At 59.7% G+C, this 20729-nt stretch carries 14 protein-coding genes and 2 pseudogenes; 5 read left to right on the top strand and 11 right to left on the bottom strand.

From position 1 onward, the window contains the following. Positions 1 to 357 precede the first annotated feature (357 nt). Entirely contained in the window at positions 358 to 642 is a 285-nt protein-coding gene (locus AB4Y97_RS18855; protein WP_442000586.1) for a DUF1993 family protein, read from the bottom strand. 21 nt (positions 643 to 663) lie between these two features. On the opposite strand from AB4Y97_RS18855, the pseudogene AB4Y97_RS18860 reads away from it, so the two are divergent. After that, positions 664 to 787, top strand: a pseudogene (locus tag AB4Y97_RS18860) (2-deoxy-D-gluconate 3-dehydrogenase); the annotation flags it as partial. 68 nt (positions 788 to 855) lie between these two features. On the opposite strand, the gene AB4Y97_RS18865 reads toward AB4Y97_RS18860, so the two are convergent. The 7 genes from AB4Y97_RS18865 to bglB all read right to left on the bottom strand — a co-directional run bounded on the left by AB4Y97_RS18865 (position 856) and on the right by bglB (position 9889). Next, the gene (locus tag AB4Y97_RS18865) at positions 856 to 1917 is read right to left on the bottom strand and encodes an ABC transporter ATP-binding protein (RefSeq protein WP_442000587.1); all 1062 of its coding nucleotides are present in this window, start codon (positions 1915 to 1917) and stop codon (positions 856 to 858) included. 28 nt (positions 1918 to 1945) lie between these two features. Continuing rightward, entirely contained in the window at positions 1946 to 2998 is a 1053-nt protein-coding gene (locus AB4Y97_RS18870; RefSeq protein WP_442000588.1) for a carbohydrate ABC transporter permease, read from the bottom strand. Then, positions 2995 to 4023, bottom strand: a complete 1029-nt coding sequence (locus AB4Y97_RS18875) for a carbohydrate ABC transporter permease (RefSeq protein ID WP_442000589.1) — start codon at positions 4021 to 4023, stop codon at positions 2995 to 2997. Before AB4Y97_RS18875 ends, AB4Y97_RS18870 begins: the two co-directional genes overlap by 4 nt. Before the next feature lie 66 nt (positions 4024 to 4089). Continuing rightward, positions 4090 to 5361: an ABC transporter substrate-binding protein gene (locus AB4Y97_RS18880; RefSeq protein WP_442000608.1), complete on the bottom strand. Its 1272-nt coding sequence runs from the start codon at positions 5359 to 5361 to the stop codon at positions 4090 to 4092. Between the two features lie 43 nt (positions 5362 to 5404). Then, positions 5405 to 7939, bottom strand: coding sequence for a hypothetical protein (locus tag AB4Y97_RS18885; protein WP_442000590.1), 2535 nt, complete (start codon positions 7937 to 7939; stop codon positions 5405 to 5407). A 16-nt stretch (positions 7940 to 7955) separates the two neighbouring features. Then, positions 7956 to 8789 carry a 5-dehydro-4-deoxy-D-glucuronate isomerase gene (gene kduI / locus AB4Y97_RS18890; protein ID WP_442000591.1) on the bottom strand — a complete coding sequence of 278 codons (834 nt, stop codon included), beginning with the start codon at positions 8787 to 8789 and terminating at the stop codon, positions 7956 to 7958. Next, positions 8786 to 9889: a beta-galactosidase BglB gene (gene bglB / locus AB4Y97_RS18895; protein ID WP_442000592.1), complete on the bottom strand. Its 1104-nt coding sequence runs from the start codon at positions 9887 to 9889 to the stop codon at positions 8786 to 8788. Before bglB ends, kduI begins: the two co-directional genes overlap by 4 nt. Before the next feature lie 94 nt (positions 9890 to 9983). On the opposite strand from bglB, the gene AB4Y97_RS18900 reads away from it, so the two are divergent. Continuing rightward, positions 9984 to 11087 (top strand): LacI family DNA-binding transcriptional regulator, encoded by a 1104-nt coding sequence (locus AB4Y97_RS18900; RefSeq protein WP_442000593.1) that lies wholly within the window; start codon positions 9984 to 9986, stop codon positions 11085 to 11087. Positions 11088 to 11412: 325 nt separating this feature from the next. Then, positions 11413 to 11985, top strand: coding sequence for a peroxidase-related enzyme (locus tag AB4Y97_RS18905; protein ID WP_442000594.1), 573 nt, complete (start codon positions 11413 to 11415; stop codon positions 11983 to 11985). Positions 11986 to 12288: 303 nt separating this feature from the next. On the opposite strand, the pseudogene ampC reads toward AB4Y97_RS18905, so the two are convergent. Continuing rightward, positions 12289 to 13460: pseudogene (gene ampC, locus AB4Y97_RS18910) on the bottom strand (class C beta-lactamase). A 286-nt stretch (positions 13461 to 13746) separates the two neighbouring features. Between ampC and AB4Y97_RS18915 the strand changes: the two are divergent. Beyond that, a complete protein-coding gene (locus tag AB4Y97_RS18915) occupies positions 13747 to 14730 on the top strand; it encodes a hypothetical protein (RefSeq protein WP_442000595.1) in 984 nt (327 codons plus the stop codon). A gap of 572 nt (positions 14731 to 15302) precedes the next feature. After that, positions 15303 to 18578, top strand: a complete 3276-nt coding sequence (locus AB4Y97_RS18920) for an autotransporter domain-containing protein (RefSeq protein ID WP_442000596.1) — start codon at positions 15303 to 15305, stop codon at positions 18576 to 18578. A 281-nt stretch (positions 18579 to 18859) separates the two neighbouring features. Here AB4Y97_RS18920 and AB4Y97_RS18925 read toward each other — a convergent pair whose 3' ends face one another. Next, positions 18860 to 19747 (bottom strand): glycine betaine ABC transporter substrate-binding protein, encoded by an 888-nt coding sequence (locus AB4Y97_RS18925; RefSeq protein WP_442000597.1) that lies wholly within the window; start codon positions 19745 to 19747, stop codon positions 18860 to 18862. Between the two features lie 62 nt (positions 19748 to 19809). Continuing rightward, on the bottom strand, positions 19810 to 20724 hold the full coding sequence (locus tag AB4Y97_RS18930; protein WP_442000598.1) for an ABC transporter permease: 915 nt from the start codon (positions 20722 to 20724) through the stop codon (positions 19810 to 19812). Positions 20725 to 20729 lie beyond the last annotated feature (5 nt).

The following is a 20729-nucleotide window of genomic DNA, read 5'->3' on the forward strand; positions in this document are numbered from 1 at the left end:
CAGCCTCGGTCACGAGTGTACCAGCGCGGGGTTGAACATCAGGCGGGGCCTTGGGAAGTGCCAATTGGATGCGGGTCAGATCCTCAGCGCAACTCGCCTGGGCGAGGGAGGATTGTATGAAGGATAGAATGACACCTATGACCAAGGCTGCGGAAATGTGGTGCATGCTCAAGCTTCCTTGAGACGCTCAAACCGAGGCGATATTATTGCCGGTCTTCGCCGGTGCAGAGATGATATAGATCAGGGTAGAGATAATCCGATCCATCACGACCGCTTCAGCGATGCGACATTTTCTTCACCTCAGCAATCGCACAGGCAGTCTTAGATGGACTCTCCATTTCGGTTATTTTTATAAAATTACGATATGGTGCCGATAAAATCGTGTTTGGCGGTAGCGATGCCGTTGTGCCGTAGGATGGCGTACGCCGTCGTGAGATGGAAATAAAAATCCGGCAATGCGAAATGGAGAAGGTAAGTCTGCCCTTTGAACGTCATGGGCTGTCCGCCGATCTGGAGCATGATCTCCCGTCCTTCCGAGCCGTCGATCCGGGTCGGATCGACGCTTTTTACGAACTCAGTCACCAGGGCAAGCCGCTGCTGCAAGTCGGCGAAGCTCTTTTCAACGTCGTCGAATTTCGGCACATGGAGGCCAGCTAGGCGGGCCGTAGCCCAGCCGGACGCTGGGGCATGCCGGGAATATCGGAGGCGCTGCCGTTTTCTATCGCCTCAAGCCGCGAATTACATTCACGGCATTGTCCTTCCAGTCGATGGAGGCTGGCTTGCTCGTTGGATCAGGTGCCGAACGCCATCAGTGGGTCGAACGTTAGGGGGAAATTCGCACTCGCACTTGATGGCTCAGCGTGGGGTAATAGCGATTCCTTGAGCGTCAAAGACATGAAGTTCCGACGGAAGCGCGAGACCGACCCGGTCGCCAGCGGCAAAGCGCCCCTGACCGGGGGAAGTCAGGGTGAAGTTGCCTCCAAGGTGGGTCTTGCCATGGAGAACAGTCTCCGCGCCAAGTTGCTCCACGAGCGTAATTTCGAGTGCCAGCGTTCCATCTTCGACATCAGTAATATCGACCTCATGCGGTCGGACACCAAGCGTGACCGGGGTCCCTGGCGCAAGTTCGATTCCCGTCATGCCGTGACGCCTCCCGCCCACATCGAGACTAGCCCGGTCGACCAACGCCTCGATGAAATTCATACGCGGCGAGCCGATGAAACCGGCGACGAAGCGATTTGCCGGCTTGTTGTACAGCTCGAGCGGGGTGCCGACCTGTTCCACGCGGCCATCGCGTAGAACGACGATGCGGTCAGCGAGCGTCATGGCCTCGGTTTGATCGTGCGTCACGTAGATCATCGTGGCGTCGAGGCGCTCGTGAAGTGCCGCAAGCTCGGCCCGCATCACAACCCGCAGCTCCGCATCGAGGTTCGACAGAGGTTCGTCGAGAAGGAAAATTCCAGGGCGCCGCACGATGGCGCGGCCGATGGCGACGCGTTGGCGTTGACCACCGGAAAGCTGACCGGGCCTGCGGTTCAGCAGGGGCTCAATCAGAAGCATTCGCGCCGCCTCCATGACGCGGGCTTCGATTTCCGCCTTCGGCATCCGGATATTCTCAAGACCAAAGGCCAGATTCTGGCGTACACTCATATGCGGGTAGAGGGCATAGGACTGAAACACCATCGCCAAGCCTCGATCAGCGGCGGAAACGCTGTTGACGAGACGATCATCAAGGCGGATCTCGCCTGAACTTGCCGCCTCCAATCCCGCGATGATCCGGAGGAGCGTCGACTTCCCGCAGCCGGAGGGACCTACGAACACGACGAACTCGCCGTCGCGCACTTCAAGGTCGATGCCGTGCAAGACGTTTACGGCGCCGAACCGTTTGGTAATCTGATGTAAGGCGAGATTGCTCACGGCGAATTCTCTCCGGTTGGAATCGACATCACTTCAGGCCTGTATTGGCGATGCCACTGGTAATATAGCGCTGAAGGAATAAGAATATGGCCGCGACGGGCAGGATCGATAGAACCGTCATCGCCAACACATAATGCCATTGCACATTCAATTCCCCTGAGAACGCATTCAGCCCCACCTGTAGGGTATACTGCTCCTTGCGCGAGAGCACGATGAGAGGCCACAGGAAGTCGTTCCAGCGCCACATGATGGAGAAGATCGCCAGCACCGCAAGGGCGGGTGCTGCGAGAGGCAGTATGATTCGCCAATAGATTTGCCACTCCGAGGCCTTGTCCATTCGCGCGGCGTCGATCAGCTCATCGGGAATGGTCAGCATATATTGGCGCAACAGGAAGACACCTGTCGGCGTCGCCACGGTGGGAAGGATGACGCCCCAGAGTGTGTCGAACAGGCGTAGTCCGTTCACGACAAGATAGAGCGGCACCACGATTACCGAGAGAGGCACCATCAAGGTCGCAAGGATAATGCCCAGAACCGCGGCACGGCCCTTGAACTCATATTTCGACAGTGCGAAGGCCGCCATGGAGTTCACGATCAACGTGATGGCCGTCGCCGTGAGAGTGACGAAAATCGAATTCTGAAAGTAACGAAGGAAATTGAATTGTTCCAGCGGCTCCGTATAGTTGGAGGTTGCCAGTTTCACCTCCCGTTCTGGAATCCGCTTGTCGATGGGCACGCGAATGATCTGTTGTGGATCGGCCGGGTCGACCATCTGAGCCATGAGGCCTATACGACGCACCTGGGCGAGAACGCGCTCGGTGCCGTCATCCTGTTTTACCCGGTAGAGCGGCAGCGGCTTGTCGTAGCCCTGCACGTTCGCCGTGCGGGTGTCGAGCGGCAGCAGCGTCGGTGGGAACTCCACCAGATTCGCCGGCGTCTTGAACGATGAAAGGGCGAGCCAGACGATGGGCCCGAACATCAGAAAAAGACCGATGCCAAGCCAGATGTAGGACAGAATGTCGGTCCAGTGCCAACCTTTGCCGCCGCGGCGTCGGAGAAGAAAGGTCGCGATCCCACTCATGCACGTGCCCCTCGATTGCGACGGTTGGACGCCATCAGCTGCAGAACCGTAAGACCGATCAGAACCAGCCCCATAAGGATGGAGGCTGCGGAGGCAAGGCCGAGATTGCGCAAGACGTGAGCGAACCCCGTTTCGTAGATATATTGCGTGATGAAAAGCGTGCTCGTACCCGGGCCGCCGCCCGTCAGCACATAAGCCTCGTCAAAAATTTGAACGGCGCGGATCAGCGCCAGGGTGATGACGACCAAAAGATTCGGCCATAGCAACGGCAACGTGATCCGCCAGAAGGTGCGGAGCGGGCGTGTACCATCCATCATCGCCGCTTCATAGAGATCGCGCGGGATGGCCTGCAAGCCGGCCAGGAGGATCAATGCGTAGAAGCCGAGATGGGCCCATACCGATACGAAAATGGCCCAGAACATTGCCCAGCTCCGATCGGCCAGCCACAGAGTCCGTTCATACCCGTACTCGACAAGAACGGCGTTCAGGAGCCCGTCACGTTGCAGGATCCATTTCCAGATCAGGCCGACGACAACCGGTGACAGTAGAACGGGAAAGAAGAAGACGGCGCGCCAGAATCCGCGGCTGCGCATTTCCCGGTTCAGGACGAGCGCGGTACCGAGCGCCACCAGTACTAGAACCGTGACCTGAACCAAGACGAAGAAGACGGTGTTGTGAATACTCTGCCAGAAGGCATCCTCACGGCATGTCGCGGGTTGTGTATAGTCGCCGCAGCTGAGCAGGGCCCGATATTGATCGAAGCCGGCCATATGACGTTCTCCGAAGAAGATCGCCGTGCCGCCGGTGAAGGAGTAAGCCAGATTGATCGCTACGGGAATGAGAACGAAGATGCCGAAGATCAGCATGTTGGGAGCAAGAAAAACGGCGCCCATGCCGCCAAGGCCGAACCGCTTCTGAATGAAGCTCATCGGCGCGTTCAGCGCCGTCATCACGAGATGCAAGGGAACAGCAATGGCGGCGGACAGGCTTGGCGCCTGTCCCCGCGTTTCATTCACAATGCTCATCTTTCGGCACCCTCATTGGAGCGCATGATCGTGCCGGCAACCCGTTTCCGGCTGCCGGCGGATTCTCTAGCGGGAGGCCTCGGCGACCTTCTGCTTGATGTCGTCTTCGATGCGGGCATAGGCATCGTTGAGCTGTGCTTCGCCAGCCACAACCTGTCCGAGGCGGCTGATGACGGAAGCATAGATCGCACCCGACCATTTGTAGCTCTGCATCTTGAGTGCCAAGGGCGAGGCGGTCTGCGTGGCCTTCAGGAAGATGTCGAGCGACCTCTTGACGTTCGGGTCCTTCGACTTGAAGTCGACCCCCTTGGCGGCTACGCCCTGATGCGCCGGCAGGAAGAGCGTGCGCTCGGAGAATTCGCGCACCACCGGCTCGCTTGCCAGATACTCAACAACGCGCGCAACCTCCTTTGGATGCTGCGTATACTTCACGGCGACCAATCCCGCGCCGCCGGGCATGCCGGTGCAGGCAGCCGGGCCGCAGGGCTCGGATCCTGCCGACCAATCGAACTTGTCGCCGATCTTCTGGGAGAACTGCGCCACCTGCCAGGAGCCCGAGAAGTAGACCGCGACCTGGCCGTTCACGAACTCGTCGTTCGCGCCCTTGTAGGTGGTGCCCGCAACGCCGCCCCAGATCTCGCGGGGCATGGTGCCGTCCTTATGCCAGTCGGCGATGCGCTGCGCCATGGCTTTGAAGCCATCATCGACTACAGCCGGCTTACCGTCCGCGGCGATGACCTTGGCGCCCATCGAGATGGCTGGGCCCATGAAGCGGTGGCCGGAGCGGTCGAAGGCGAGCGCGATCGGAACCTTCTGGTTCTGCGCCACTTTGCGGGCTGCAGCCGCCCACTCGTCCCAGGTCGCCTTTTCGCCGGGAACCGGCACGCCGGCTTGCTCGAACAGGGTCGTATTGACGAGCGGACCTGTGATTGTGAGCTGAGTCATGAAGCCCGGAAGCGCGTTGCTGCCATCGTCACGCATCCAATCGAGCGTGCTGCTGAAGTTTTTTTCGAAGGTTCCGGCATCCTTAAAATGCGCGCGCAGATCGAGCCAGTGCTTTGCCTGAGATTTCAGTTCGACGACACGCACGATATCCGGACCACGGCCGGCCTCCAGCTGCACGGGCAGTTGATCCTTGATGACACCGAAGGCCACATTGTCGACGACGACCTTGATGTCGGGGTTCTGCGCCTCGAAGCGTTTCACGATATCCTGCAGGACCTCGCCTTCGTTGCCGTCCGAGTACCACATGATTCGGACTTCGGTAGCGGCGAAGGATGCCGAGGCGCTGAGCGTCAAGGCCAGGGCGCCGAGTGTGAGTGACTTGAAGCCTTTCATCATTTTCCTCCCATGATGAACTCTGGTTTCAGGCGGTTTTAAATTATTGTTGCCGCCGTTGGTTTTGGGAGGGGAGTGTCACAGGCACTCCCTCCGGGAAAGAACGCAGCTCGCCGGACAAGGTCCAGCGCTTCGGGTCGAGCGTCTCGCTGCCGACCCGAATCGTCGCATCGGCATTGCAAATGACGGTGCCGAAATCGGGATCGTCCAGAGTGAGCATTCCGCCATCGCCTTCGGCAATCGACAGGCCGGAAAAGCGCTTGCCGAATGCCTTCAAGTCTCCCTCGGTCGCCATGTCGGAGAGGCGCACGACCCACCGGCCACGATGCCCAGCAAGGCGCACTTCACATCCGGCTGTAGGGCCCGTCGTGACACGCTCGACAGGACCGCTGGCAACCAGCAGGCAAAGGCCATTGCCGGAGCGGACGAGAATCCGGTTTCCGTCATAGACGACCTCATCCATTTCGACCTCCGGCAGCCAGGCATGGGTGAAATTCGGCTGCGACGGATGAGCCTCGAAATCGACCACTGCCAGCGAGCGATATTGCTGAACGCGCGGAACGGTACCGCAGCCGCCCCAGTAGGACGGGCGGCCGTAACCGCTATGGATCACCTCACCCGGATGATTGATCCAGATTTGCGATTCGGGTTTCTCTCCGAGACGCAGGTGGATCATAGTCTCTTGATAACCCCACTCGCCGGAGCGGTAGGCGGCAATGGTGCCGAGAGCGTAGTCCTTCGTCTTGAAATGATAGAGCGAAGCGATTCCGTTCTCACCCTGCTTGTAGCGCCATTCATAAGCCTCATCGCCCTTGTGATCGGCGAGGGCGGAAAGACGCGGATCTATTTCAAGCCCCTTTTCGCCGAAGCACAAAGCGAGCTGTGGCAGCGCATGGAAGCGGCGGCCGAGCCAACCCTTGCCGAATGCGAGATATGAGAAGCCGGACAATTCAAGCGTGCGTCCAGGGCGCAAGGTATGCTCGTAGCTGCGTCCCTGCGAGGCCGTCATCATTCCATGATGGCTCGACAGGGCCATGATCTCGAGAAGACGACGGATGGCAGCTGCAGAACGCTCGCGGATCTCAGCATCCGGCGAGAGCGCATAGAGCGCGCACAGACCTTTCAGGTCGATGGGGAAATAGGGAGCCGAGTTCCACTCGGCCATTTCGCAGGCTTCGAAATGTGTCAGCCATTCAAGCAGACGTTGACGGCCAATCTCGGCCTGTTCACGGCCCTTGCGGCCGGAGCGCTTGAAAGTCGCGTCGGGAAACAACGTGCCGGCAAGGTGGCACGCGGTATGGAAAAGCAGCGCGTGGTTTTCGCTGAAATACCACATCACGTCGTTACCGGGCTCGTCCATCCAGTAGCGAAAGCGCAGGATGACATCATCCATGCTTGCCCGCGTCTCGGCGGAGATGCCATCGGGCCAAGCCATGCGGCACCAGAGAAGCGGGACCAGCAAAAAATCGGCGCAATCGTGACAATCGCCGACGATCGGCAGACAGGAATCGATGATGTGGTCCGTCTCCGGTCCGCCACGGCCGACGGCGAGCCGCGCCAAGGCGGCGACCATATCGCGCTCACCCTTCTCGGCTACATGGTCCAGAACGATGCGTGCGCGGGTTTTCAGATCGGATGTCCGTTCGGGAGCTTCGTTTAGTTGGCAGATCTCGACGCCGAGAACACGCGTCGCTACAAACGGGCCGTCGCTCAGTGCCATATCGAAGTGCCGGAAGTCCGCAGGTAAATCCTTGGTATCTGCGAGCGAGATGCGCGTCTTCCCAGGCGGCAAGTGCTTGACCAGCTCCACGTTGCCCTCGGTCGACATGAAGTCTCCACGCACCTCCACATGCACATCGAGGGCATGACTTGCAGGCTCGTCAAATATGATGGCGACTTCACCGCCGCCGTAGAACGGCTTCTCGAAACGCATGCCTTCCAGCATTCGCTCGACGGCTGCGGCACGAGCACCCTCGATGGGCGTCGGCAGCGCGACGGAGAGATTGTTGCCTTCCACCAGTTCGAGGCCGAAGTAATAGCGGGCATCCCGCTCGCACAGATCGGCGAACCAGACACGTACTTCATTGCGGCCGGCCTGCAGGGGAACGTCAATGATCGCGGTTTCTTCGAAATTGCGCTGATACCGCGTCAGTTCGGCAATGCGTTTGCCGTTTACTTCGATAAACGCGCCGCCGCACGTGGAGAAGCGAAAGCGGGCAACCCGTTCCTGCACGCTTTCAAGGGTGGTTCGCGCCCAGCTCTCGACCCGGGTTGCGCGAAACCAGAACCCGGAGAGATCGACGCGCGGGCTGCCGAAGGGAAACCACACGCGCGTTGCTTCGAACGTGGTGACGGGCTTGGGCGTCTTTCCGCGATAAGCCGCAATGAAATCGGTGCGGCAGGGATATTGGTGAGGAATGAAGTTCCGATCTTTCGTGAGGAAGAAGAAGGCGTCCATCTTCCCTTCCATCGTGCGGTCGGGAACGTCATAACGCTCCTCATGCACATCGCCGAGCTGCCAGTGACCGACAGCGTCACCGGGCTTTAGAGGGACTGTCAGATACATATCCGTGCCCATGATGAATCGGCCCTCGTTAGCGCAAAGTCTTGACGGGAACGGGATCCACGTCCGTGTATTCCTGGTTTTCGCCGGTCATGCCCCAGACAAAGGCATAGGGGCCGGTGCCTGCGCCCATATGGATCGACCATGCAGGGGAAAGAACTGCATCGCCGTCTGCAACGACAAGATGACGGGTCTCATCCGGCCGCCCCATGAGATGGATCACACGATCCTCAGGGGACAGATCGAAATAGACATAGGCTTCCATGCGGCGCTCATGGAGATGGGGTGGCATGGTGTTCCAGGCGCTGCCATGGGCGAGGTCCGTGATGCCCATCAGGAGGAGCGCGGAGGGCGCGACCTCAGGATGGATATACATGCGTAGGGAGCGCTTGTTCGAGTTCTTCTCAGCTCCGAGCTCGAGCAGTTTCGACTCCGCGCGCGTGATCAGCCGGTGTGGATAGTCGACCTGCGACGGAACCGAGTTCATGTAGAAACGCGCCGGGTTCGCCGCGTCCGCACTCGACAGTTTCAACCTCTGCGCACCGCGTCCCGCATAGAGAACGTCGCGGTTTGCCAGATTGAAGAATTGGCCGTCCACCTCCACATGTCCAGGGCCGCCGAGATTGGCGATGCCCATTTCGCGGTAGGATAGAAGGTAAGGTGTTCCGATCGCCGCACCGTCTCCGAAGGAAACGGCCTTCTTCACGGGGCAGCAGCCGCCGAGAATCATGCGGTCGACATGGGTGTAGACGAGGCGCACGTCATCTTCCATGAAGATCTTCTCGATCAGGAACGTCGAACGAAGCTCCTCCGTCGACATCCCGGAAATCTTTTCCGGTCCAGCGCCGTAAAGAACTTCGATCATTGAGCTGCCTCCACTTGAATTTCATCCGTATGGCGCACGGCCTCCGCCAGGAGGAGAATCGCGAGCGCTTGGCCATAAGCCGTCGGTTGGATGGGGATATCGCGGTAGAATTGAAGGTCGCGGCCCATGCGCGTGCCGTAGGAGACATTCTGTACGGTGCCGCGCTCGTCGATATTCGAGAGCACGAAGCTCAATGCCTTCAGGCCCGCCACGCGAGCATCATCACCCAGGATACCGAGCCTCGCGCCCTTCAAAAGACCATAGCCGAAGCCCGCCGTAGCAGACGTCTCGAGATAGGATGTAGGATCGTCGACCAGCGTATGCCAGCCGCCGCTCTCATGCTGATAGCGCAGAAGCGCGCTTACCTGACTGCACAGACATCCGAGCAGGAAATCCTTGACTCCGCCTTCGATGCCGCCGAGCTCGATGAAATCGAGCAAACCCGCAGTGATCCAGGCATTGCCGCGTGCCCAGCGGGCCCGCGCGAAGTTGTGTCGTCCCTCGAAGGTCCAACCATGGAACCAAAGGCCGGTTTCGGTGTCCGTCAGGTAATGGGCATGTAGCAGGAACTGCCTGATCGATTCCTCGACGAGTTCGGGCCTGCCGGCTGCGCGTCCGTAATTCGCGAGAAACAAGGCGACCATGAACAGAGTGTCGTCCCACAGCTCGCCCGGATTGATGCTGTCGGAAACGATGTGCTGAAAGCCCTGCTCGTCCGTGCGCGGCAGGCCATTCAACACGAGATCGGCCCAACCCTCCAGGGGCTGCCGCCAGCGCTCGTCGCGGGTGCGTGCCCAAAGGATCGACAAGGCCAGCATGGGGGCTGTCGTATTCACATTCGGCGAAGGCGGTTTACGCGCGAGCTGGCGTTCGTACCACGCCTCGACGAGGGCCCGATGATGATCGGCGCCGGTAAATTCCCAATACCGAACAAGGCCATAGAGCCCAACGCCCTGCGGCCATTCCCACCCGGCGAAGCTGATATAGTCGCCCGGGCTGCCATCCAGATTGGGCTCATGAAAGGTCCCGTCATGGCGCAAAGCGACCATTCCCTCGACCAGCCGGTCGAGTTGGCGGACGAGACTTCCCCGCTCGAGCATACGCGTTGCCTCCCCGGCAGAATTTTTCTTCTTGCGTAATATTTTCCCGATCTGCAAAACTTGCGCAACATGAAAATTTTTTGCATGTTGGGGTATGAGTTCGAATTCGCCGAAGACACGAAGATCCTCCCTGGGACGAAGCCGGCTGCATGACATTGCGCGCGCTTGCGATGTCTCGATCAGTACCGTTTCCCGTGCTCTCTCGGGGCAGAAGGGAGTTCGAGACGATGTCCGGCAGCGCATCGTCGATGCGGCCAAGATGGCGCGCTATCCAATGCCGACTTCGTTTTCGGGCAGTCGCATTGCCGTCTTCGCCAGTCCTGCCGCGATGACCGATTACAGCCGGTCGCAATTCACCTGGCATGTGCTGGAAGGGTTGAAATCGGCTGCCGCAGCGCATGAAAGCGAGATATCGCTGATTCCTCTTCAGGAGGGTGACGACCAATATTCATCCTTGGATGAGGTCCTGACGGATAAGAACATCCGTGGTGTGCTTCTTCTGACGGTCGATGACACGCAGATCCTTGAGCGTGTGCGGGCCAGTGGAAAGCCCGCTGTTCTCATCAATAGCGACGATCCGTCGATGCGCATTTCAAGCGTCAGCCCATGCAATCGCTCGGCCGCACGACTCGCCTGCGACTACCTCATCGGGTTGGGGCATCGGCGCATCGCCTTCGTCATGAAGCCTGGACGCGTGACCATTCAACGGCGTCTTGAGGGCTGGGCCGATGCGCTCCAGGAGCACGGCCTTGCTCCCTTACCCGACCACGTGATCAGGGTGGAGGATTGGACGCCAGATTGCGCTGAACGGGCGGTCGGCGAACGCCTTGATCGCGGAGCGCTGGATGTGACGGCCCTGCTTTGCGCTGCCGATAGCCTCGCTCTCGGAGCCCTTTCAGCCTTGTCGGCACGCAACATCGCGTGCCCGCAGGGCATGTCGGTTCTCGGCATCGACGATCTCCCGATCTCGGATCTGCTCAAGCCGCGCCTCACGACGATCCATATTCCTGCTCGCGAGCTGGGCGAAGCCGCCGTGGAAACGCTTGTCGAGCTGGCGATGCAAGGGCAGCGGCTCATTCGCCGAACGGAACTCGCCTGTCGTCTCATCATTCGCGATTCGACGGCCATGGTATTAGAGCCTGATGACGCCGAAGCTCGGGTCAAGAGCAGGATCAAAATCGCTCGCTCGCGGGGCTGAACAACGGCGATATTCCAAACCTGCAGCGGATATCCTCGTCATCGGCAATGTCATCGGAGGCCGCTTGCAGCGCTGCATGCACCTCTTGCAAGAGCGTATTGAAATGGAATGGCCGATTAAGTGTCAGGGTGACCACCCCGTCCAGGTCCTCACGCAACATAATATTCTCGTCGAAAGCAGCGTATTGCAGACATCGGCGTTTTCCGATGGGCAAATCCAAAGCACGTTTTTCGCAAGGCCCAAACCGAATGTGATAATCTCGGCGATGGTCGCCCCCAACGGACGCTAGGTCCATCGTCAGGACGTTCCAAGCTGAGGTACCATTGTGAGCCAGCAACCCATCAGTCGTTTCACGGTTCCCGATATCGCCGACATGCCGGACGATATCCGCACTCGCATTCTCAAGGTACAGGAAAAGTCGGGCTTCGTTCCAAACGTGTTTCTGGTGCTCGCCCGGCGGCCGGACGAATTCCGGGCCTTCTTTGCCTATCACGATGCGCTCATGGACAAGCCCGGGAATCTCACCAAGGCAGAGCGTGAGATGATCGTGGTTGCGACGAGCAGTGCAAATCAATGCCAGTATTGCGTCATCGCGCATGGGGCGATCCTGCGCATCCGCGCCAAGAACTCCCTGATCGCCGACCAGATCGCCATCAACTATCGAAAAGCTGATGTCACGGACAGGCAGAAGGCAATGCTGGATTTCGCCATGAAGGTGGCCCTCGAGGCCTATACCGTTGACGATGCGGACATTGAGACTTTGAACGCCCACGGCTTCAATGAAGAGGACATCTGGGACATCTGTGCGATTGCGGCCTTTTTCGGCATGTCAAACCGCCTCGCAAATGTCACCAATATGCGCCCGAATGAGGAATTCTACATGCTCGGTCGGAGTTGATGGCCCGTCCTATCATGATCGAGAGTGCCTGCGATGGGTTGCGGGAGGGCGTGAGATTACGATCTTATTCTATTGAATGTCTGCTCCGGCTCAAAATAAGGAATACAGCGCGGCCGTATGAAGTTCCGCTTGCGCCGCCCTCAGCACCCGATGACTTATCTCGATTTTGGGAAGGATGCCGACATTGCGAGCGCATGACTTACACCATGCGAGGGGTCGTGTTCTGCAAAAGGTTTTTACTCAAGTTCATCGAACGATGCGACGACCGTTCGAGCCATGGTTTCTCCGCTGGCCGGAGCCAAGTTATTCCGCGAGAAGCGAAAGCACCTTGTAGGCAGCCTTTACCCGTGCATCATTTGGATAGTTCTTGTTAGCTAGCATGACGATTCCGACCTCCTTTTCGGGAGCGTAGGCGACATAGGCGCCGAAACCATTGGTCGATCCGGTCTTGTTGAGGATCACGTTCCCGCGCGGCGCCATAGGCGGATTAATTGGGGTTGCGGGAATCGCGTTCAGGGCCATTTTGGCCGAGTTGCCCGCGACAATTCTTTCCAGCGTAACCGGATAGGGATATTGCTCCCAGATGAGATCCTGGATCAGCTCGCCCGATTGGAAATACCCGGTATGCGTCGCATTAACGGCGCGAGCGACCTTCCCCGATACCGTGCCAATACCCATGTTGACTTCCAGGAAGCGGATCATGTCGACGGCGTTCGATTTTATGCCATACGCTTCGGTCGCGAGCATGCCTGGGGCGACCCGGGTGGATTTATCGTTGCGATTGTATCCCCAGGCGTATGACTTCATCTCTGCTGCAGGAACGTTGATATAGGTCCGCCGCAGCCTGAGTTCGCGGAACAGACGTTCCGTTAGTGTCTCGAAACTCACTCCCATGGCCTTTGCAGTGATCATACCGAGAAGCCCAATACTTGGATTGGCGTAGCTGCGATACGTGCCGGGAGTGAATTGGGGCTTCCATGTGCGATAATAGACGATGAGCTGCTTCTGATTCTTCACGTGACTGGGCACCTGAAGTGGGAAACCGCCTGCCGTATGCGTACCGAGATCCAGCAGTCGCACATTGTCCAGGGCGCTCCCCTTCAACTCGGGCATGTGCTTGCTGACCTTGTCGTTCAGCGACAGCTTGCCTTCGACCTCGGCGTAGGTCACCAGGGTCGCGGTAAACGTTTTGCTGATCGATCCCAGTTCAAAGAGCGTATCGCGCGTGACGGAAACCTGAGGGTCCTTCGAGGCCAGGCCATATTCGATAAAGTGGCGCGTTCCATTGATCGTCACGGCGACGGCCAGTCGGGGATTTCGTATTGTTCGATGAGCGGCTTCATCGCTTCATCGACAACCTGCCGCACCTTGGCGCCCTGGTCGGGGCCCGCGCTAAATGCGTTGGACAGGTTGCTCAGGACGTAGGTGAGAACAGTAGCGGCAAGCCTGGGGTAAAATCGTGCTAGCAAAGGCATTTCCCTTTGGTTCGGAATGCGTGCCGTTTATGATCCCTCAATCTTACTCACAAGTGAAATCAAGGCGGATCGGCAATAAGAGGAGCTTGAGCATCAATCGTCGGTGATATCTTGCCTGAGATCATACCGGGCTCCGCCGGGTAAGAAGAGAGGTCATGTTGTATACGGCGCGTAGCCTCGTGCCGTGGCTTGAGGAGCACGGATATCAGTGGCATAGGCTTGTCCGTAATACCCCGCCCGCTGGCGGGGCCAGCCTGCAGAGAAGAGGCCCGGATTGACGCAACCAATGGAGACAATCGTTTCCGCGCGCCAGCAGTCTGGGGGCGCGAAGGAGGGAAAGCGCGCGTCCGGCGCCCGGCCGCTGCTTCCGTTCGAGCCACGCATAATCGATGTAGAGCGGGAGCAGGCTCTGACCGAGCGTTTCCTCCTGCCGGCACAGGGTGGCCTGATGGCGTTGTTCCTGTCGATACGGCGTCGCCTCGATCCTGTTCTGCGAGTGACGCAGCCGGTCAAGCTGGGAAAGCTCTATCCTATCGGCCAGTGCATGGAAATCGCGCTGGCCCTGCAGACCGAACTTCGGCAGCTCGATTCCACAACCCTCGCACCGGCAGCCGCGGAGGGATATGCTGCGCTGAGTGCGTTCCTGGCGCATGGGGGCAGCGCACGGCTCGTCTGGGGCGATCTGCGCGGTGAATACTTCCAGAACGCCTTTCTGATCGGCACTCTTTACGTCGATGGCGCAAACGACACCGTCCTTGCGACCAAGCCGCCGGTCGAAATCCTGCCCTACGCGGAGGCGCGCTTCTTCCCGGTCGGGGATTATCACCATTTCGCCCGCATCGCGTCGAGATACTGGAACGCACGAATCTTTCCCAACCATATTTTACCGTCCCTGGCGCCATATTTTCCGGTGTTCACAGCCATTCCCGGCGATTCCTTACGGCTCGAGCCATCGAGCTACATGTCCATGCTGACGGTCGCGGAAGTCTTCAGGCCCAGCGAGACCGTGCTCTCTGAGCAGCCGATGGATGAGGGCATTTTCCAGGCCCTTGCCTCCTGTCTCGCGGGCTTCTCGCTTCCTCTCGCAAGCGATCCGGTGAAAGGACGAGCGCAGGCCGTGAAACGATGCCGGCAATTCCGTGCCGAACAGAGACATCGCCGCAAGGCTCCGCTGGCCGCGGCGATGGAAATGGCGGGTGAAGTCAATAAGCTCCTACGACAACTGACGGTATCGGCAAGCCCGGCAGAGGGATCGAGCTTCGGGACATAGGTCCTCCACAGAAAACGACGTCGTGCAAGACGACCCGACTCCGCGTGCCGGTTTCATCGGTCACGAGCCGGTGTTCATCATCCCATCGGGATTGAATGATTGTCTGAATAATGAACTTTGACGCGGCACGGAAAGCGCCCCTTTTCTCCAATGATATCTGAACCGTTCTTGTCCGGGCCGTTCGAGTTGCGGCCAAGTCGCATGTGGCGCGGGCGCGACATCCCATTTTCTTCCTAAGAAAAACCGTGCTGCGCCTTGCTTCGTGGAAGGGTGATACGTAAGGAAAACTTCGGAAGTCCAGGGGGGCGGCATTGTACGCTAGTGAAGCGACTGATCGTTGCAGATGTTATAAAGTTTATTTAACATCGACAACCGCGCTTCCTGCGCTCATTACGCTCGTGAGTCTCTTTGGGGCTTCCACATCTGCCCAGGCGGGATGCACGGGTGGAAATGTTATCATTAGTAATTGTTACACCACCTCCACTTCTGTGAGCTCAATCGGTGCAACCCCGAATGGATCGCCATCCCTCTCGAGTCTCACGATTGATTCAGTTGCCGTATTGAATGGCGGTGTGGCTTTCAGCGCGGGCTCCGACACGAGTACGATCGACAAGGTTCTCTTGGTAAAGGGCGCGTCGACCATTACTTCTTCCAATGGACGCGCTGTCTCAGTGACGGGAGAGAATGGCGATATCAGGATCACTATCGATGCTGATGCTCAGGTCAACGAGACGAATGTCGATCCGGCCAACTCCATTGGCATTTTTGGAAGTGCGGGATCGGCTGGAGATATCGGAATCGTCAATGCGGGAACGGTGACTGCAAACGGCGTCGGAATTTTGGCGGAGACGGCGAGCGGCGCCACCGCCATCGTCAATTCCGGCACGATCAACGGGCCGATCGGCATCCGCAGCCTCACCGGCAACACGGCCATCGAGAATTCGGGCACCATCAACGCGACCGGCACGGACGCCAAGGCTATCGATCTGGGCAACGGTAACCATACGCTTGTTCTGAAGTCCGGATCGTTGATCGTCGGTGACATCGCCGTCGGCAGCGGGCAGTTCGAGATTGATACGCAGGCCGACTCGACCTTGGCTGGGGACATCTCGGGTAGTGCCACCTTGATCAAAACTGGCGCGGCTGCGCTCGCGCTTACAGGCGCGAACAGCTATACGGGCGGAACGACGATCAGGGGCGGCATGCTGTCCGTCTCACGCGACGAAAACCTCGGCATGAGCACGGGCAGGCTGACTTTCGACGGCGGCACCCTGCACACCACCGGCAGCTTCGTTACATCCCGCGACGTCACTCTCAATGCCGGCAACGGCGTCATCGACGTGAAGGATGGCACCACGCTCACTCTGAACGGGGCGGTCTCCGGCAACGGGGGGGTCGAGAAGAAGGGGGCCGGCACGCTGCGGCTGATACAGGTCAACAGCTACAAGGGCGGCACGCAGGTCAGCGACGGCACCCTGATCGTGGGTGCCAACAACGCCCTCGGCACGGGTCCGGTGCTCGTCGACGGCGCGACGGCGGAGCTGGATTTCGCCTCCGGCATAGGCGCAGGCTCACTCCAGATCGCGAACGACGGCGGTACGCTGTGGTTCCTGCCGAATTCCTCTGCCGACTCCGCCGGCATTCAGAACGAAGGCCGGATCTTCTTCCTGGACGGCGCGACGGCGGGCAGCGCCCGTCTCACGACCCGCAATGGCGGCTCCATCCTGTTCGACAACCGCGCCACCGCGGGCAAGGCCACGTTTGATACGGCGGGCAACGACGCATCCTCGCGGTCCTCCGTGACCTTCCGCGGGCAGAGCAGTGCCGGGCAGGGGAGCCTCGTCAACCATGCCTTTGGCAGCGTGACCTTCACCGAAAACAGTTCGGCGGGAACCGCACGCTTCACCAACAACGCGGGCGGGGCGATCTACTTCAGCGATGTCTCGACAGCCGATGGCGCGACCATCGACAACAAGGCTGGCGCGTCTATCGACCTAAGTGACCGTTCCATCCCACTTACCATCGGCATGTTGGAGGGGGGTGGCGATGTGTTCCTCGGAGGCAACGATCTGCTCCTGGGCGGCAGCGGCAAGAACAGCACTGTCTCGGGTGGGTTCTACGACGGCGGCCATGCCGGCGGGGGCGGCGGTTCGCTGACAAAGGTTGGAACGGGGACGCTCACGCTGACGGGTGACAGCACCTACACAGGGCCGACCGTCGTCCGGGCGGGTAAGCTCACCGTCAACGGGTCGCTCGAGTCCTCGGTGACGGTCGCCTCCGGTGCGGTCCTCGGTGGTGCAGGCAAGATCGACAGGCTCATGGCGCAGGCCGGCGCCACCGTGGCGCCAGGCAATTCCATTGGCATTCTTTCGGTCGACGGCAACGTCACCTTCGCGGTGGGATCGGTGTACCAAGTCGAGGTCGACGCGGCGGGACGATCGGACCGCATCGAGCTGTCAGGTAAGGCGACGTTGGAGGGCGGCACGGTGCAGGTGCTGGCGGAGAACGGCAGCTACAGGCCCTCGACCGATTATCTCATTCTTGGTGCCAACGGCGGCGTAACGGGCAAGTTCGAGAGGGTGACATCGAACTTCGCCTTCCTCATGCCGTCGCTCAGCTATGACGCTAACAGAGTCAACCTGATCTTGGAGCGAAAGCCGGAACCGACAAAACCCACTCCTGTGGCGTTCAACTCGGTCTCGGCGACTTCCAATCAGACCCAAGTGGCCGATGCAGTCGAGGCACTGGGCAACGGCAATCCGGTCTTCGATGCTGTGATCGGCCAGAGTGTGAATGGAGCCCGCCAAGCCTTCAATGCACTGTCGGGCGAGGCGCATGCCTCCTCTGTCGCGACGGCTTATGCAGGAGCGGGGATGGTGCAGAACACCCTCATCAGTCGCCTGCGCACCTCGCCCTCCTCGCCTTCCTTCACGCTGGGCCAGGGCACCTATACGGCGGCCTATGCCGCCGACAGGCCGGGCGCACCGCAACTGGAGGCGGTTCCGGTGCGCAGCTTCGATCCGCACCGCTTCGCGCTCTGGGGAGAGGGTTTCGGCTCCTGGGGCAGGGTCGGCGGCAACGGCAATGCGGCAGGCCTGGAGGCTTCTACGGGCGGCTTCATCCTCGGAGCCGAGGCGAAGGTCGACAGTAATTACCGCTTCGGCGTGGCCGGCGGCTTCGTCAGCGCCAGCTTCGACGTGAACGGGCGTTTATCGGAGAGCACGACCGGGACGGTCTTCGGCAGCATCTACGGCGCGGCCAAGTGGGATGCGCTCCATATCCGCCTCGGGACGGTCTTCGCTTCCCATGACGTGGACATGAGCCGCACCATCAGCTTCCCAGGCTTCAGTGACCGAGCGCGTGCATCTTACGATGGCTCGACCCTGATGATCTTCGGCGAGGTCGGCTACGAATTCGATCTCGACCGGTTCAAGGCGGAGCCGTTCGTCGGGGCTTCCGTGATGCGTCTGCACACGAACGGTTTCCAGGAGGAGGGCGGTCCCGCTGCCCTGACCGGCTATAGCCGCACCTACGATCTCGGAACCACCACGCTGGGTATTCGAACTGAGGCTCGCTTGAGCGTCGATTTTCCGCTCACCCTACGCGGCATGGTCGGATGGCAGCACGCTTTCGGTGACGTGAATCCGACCGCCTTGCTGGCATTCTCAGGCGGTGCGTCGGCCTTCACTGTTTCCGGCACGCCGATCGACAACAATACCCTCGTCGCTGAGGCTGGTCTCGACTGGCAGATTAACAATGACGCGACGCTGGGAGTGTCCTATTTCGGCCGGATCGGATCGCTCGCTCAGGAGCACGCGCTGAAGGGCAACTTCATCTGGCGCTTCTGATTGGGGTTCGTCGCAAATTATGGCTATGGGCAGAAAAATTCAGGGGCGGCTCGCAAAGCCTATGCGACGAGCGGCTCGAACTGCTCAGCGAGGGACGAGTGAGAATTGCAGGCGTACTTTTTGATATAAGCCTCATCGATGCTGGCCTTCTCGCTGCGCAGCCAGTGGCTCCACGCCAATTCTGGGGGCGACCATTTAGAGATGACAAGCCGCCGGGAGGTCTCGGCGGCTTGTCATCGAATTCAGAACCCCAAGAGGGTCTGCTGCGGATTACAGTGCCGTCAGGATGCAGAAGTCATCTGACCAGTCAGCCAGTACTTCACCCGGGCCGGATGCTCGCTGATGTAATTCTCGACCGCCTTGGCGACAGAAGTCTCGTTCGCGTCGGACATTGCGGCTTCGAGTTCATTCAGCGGGAGGTGCATGCGCATCAGGAACTGGGCGACTTCCGGATAGTCGCCCTGGAAGCCTTGGCGGGCGATTGCATAAACCCGCTCGACGCCACCGAGCGCCTTCTTCGGGTCATTTAGGTAGCGCAACTCGTACTTACCGAACATCCAGTGCGGGCTCCAGCCCGTTACCACGATCCACTCCTTCCGGCGGATCGCCCGATCGAGAGCGGACATCATGGCGGCATCGCTGGCCGTGGTGAGGCCATAGCCGCTCAGGTCGTAGGCCTTGATCGCTTCCTTCGACAGGCGCGTCAGCCCAGCGCCGGGATCGATTCCCTGCACCTTGCCGTTCAGCTTCTCCTTGACCTCCGGCTTGGCGAGGTCGGCAATGGATGCGACCTGATCTTCCGGGACGTAACTCGGGACGACCCATCCGAGTTTGGCGTCTGTGTAGAGGACGCCGAGGGTGACGGCCTTGTCGCCCATACGCTTCCAGTAGTCTTTATGGGTTTGGGGCAGCCAAGCCATCATCATGGCGTCGATGTCGCCCTTGGCGACGCCCTGATATTGTGGTGCGATATCGGTCTGCAGAAGCTCGACCTTCTGGGCATAGTGATCCTCAATGAGCTTCTTCGCGAGCTTGGTGACGAACTCGGCGTCGGCCCAGGCGGTCCAGCCGATCTTGACCGGTTTCTTTTCCTCCTGTGCCTGCAGCGTGCCCGCAAGGCCTGTGGTCAGGGCTGCCGCAAGGGCGATCCGGGCAAAGGTCTTGAGCATAGGGTTCTCCTTTCAGCTCTAGGGTGTCGGGGCCGAGCCAGAATTCTGGCTCAGTCCCGGCGTCAGGCGCCCGCCTTGGCGGGCGCAATCTCCATCTCGGCAGCACGATGGCTCGCTCCGGCACGCCGGGGCGCCAGGCGCGGGAGCCGCAGGGCTGCCGGTCGTGTGAGGCTTTGCGTCAGGCGATCAAGGATGACGGCGAGGATGACCACGGCGAGACCACCCTCGAATCCGAGGCCGACATCAAGGCGCTGAATGCCGGTCAGCACCGTATTGCCCAGGCCTCCCGCGCCGATCATCGAGGCGATCACCACCATCGAGAGACCGAGCATGATCGTCTGGTTCACGCCGGCCATGATAGACGGCAGGGCCAGCGGGAACTGTACCTTGAACAGGAGTTGACGGTCGGTGCAGCCGAAGGCGAGCCCGGCCTCGACGAACTCACGGTTGACCTGCGTCAGACCGAGTGCCGTAAGCCTCACGACGGGCGGCATCGAGAAGATGACCGTCGCGATGATGCCGGGCACGGCGCCGAGGCCGAAGAACATGGCAGCCGGGATGAGGTAGACGAAGGCAGGCATCGTCTGCATCAGATCGAGCAAGGGCCGCGTGCCTGCAGCCGTCATTGGGCTGCGTGCCATGAGAATGCCGAGAGGGACGCCAATTGTGATGGCAATTGCCGTCGCCGCGATGACAAGAGAAAGCGTCTCGATGGTCTCCTTCCACAATCCCATGCTGACGATGAGAAGAAGTGCCGCCACGCAGAGAAAGGCGAAGGTCCACCCAACGCGCCAAAGGGCGAAGAGTGCGACCATGCCGATGAAGGCCCACGACGGAAGCCAGAGCAGCGTATTCTCGATGCCGTTGGCGAAGAAACCAATGACGTCCGCAAGGGCATCGAGGGCAGGGGAGAAGTTGTCGAGCATGTACTCGACAACGGCGCTGGCACCAGCGCCGATGCTGAAATCGAAGTTCATGAGTG

It is taken from the genome of Microvirga sp. 2TAF3, assembly GCF_052114965.1.
Taxonomy (GTDB): Bacteria; Pseudomonadota; Alphaproteobacteria; order Rhizobiales; family Beijerinckiaceae; genus Microvirga.

Coding starts and splice junctions, on each gene's coding strand:
- AB4Y97_RS18870 (WP_442000588.1), bottom strand. CDS start 2,998: ATGAGTGGGATCGCGACCTTTCTTCTCCGACGCCGCGGCGGCAAAGGT.
- AB4Y97_RS18900 (WP_442000593.1), top strand. CDS start 9,984: ATGAGTTCGAATTCGCCGAAGACACGAAGATCCTCCCTGGGACGAAGC.
- AB4Y97_RS18885 (WP_442000590.1), bottom strand. CDS start 7,939: ATGGGCACGGATATGTATCTGACAGTCCCTCTAAAGCCCGGTGACGCT.
- bglB (WP_442000592.1), bottom strand. CDS start 9,889: ATGCTCGAGCGGGGAAGTCTCGTCCGCCAACTCGACCGGCTGGTCGAG.
- AB4Y97_RS18880 (WP_442000608.1), bottom strand. CDS start 5,361: ATGAAAGGCTTCAAGTCACTCACACTCGGCGCCCTGGCCTTGACGCTC.
- AB4Y97_RS18925 (WP_442000597.1), bottom strand. CDS start 19,747: ATGCTCAAGACCTTTGCCCGGATCGCCCTTGCGGCAGCCCTGACCACA.
- AB4Y97_RS18930 (WP_442000598.1), bottom strand. CDS start 20,724: ATGAACTTCGATTTCAGCATCGGCGCTGGTGCCAGCGCCGTTGTCGAG.
- kduI (WP_442000591.1), bottom strand. CDS start 8,789: ATGATCGAAGTTCTTTACGGCGCTGGACCGGAAAAGATTTCCGGGATG.
- AB4Y97_RS18915 (WP_442000595.1), top strand. CDS start 13,747: ATGGAGACAATCGTTTCCGCGCGCCAGCAGTCTGGGGGCGCGAAGGAG.
- AB4Y97_RS18875 (WP_442000589.1), bottom strand. CDS start 4,023: ATGAGCATTGTGAATGAAACGCGGGGACAGGCGCCAAGCCTGTCCGCC.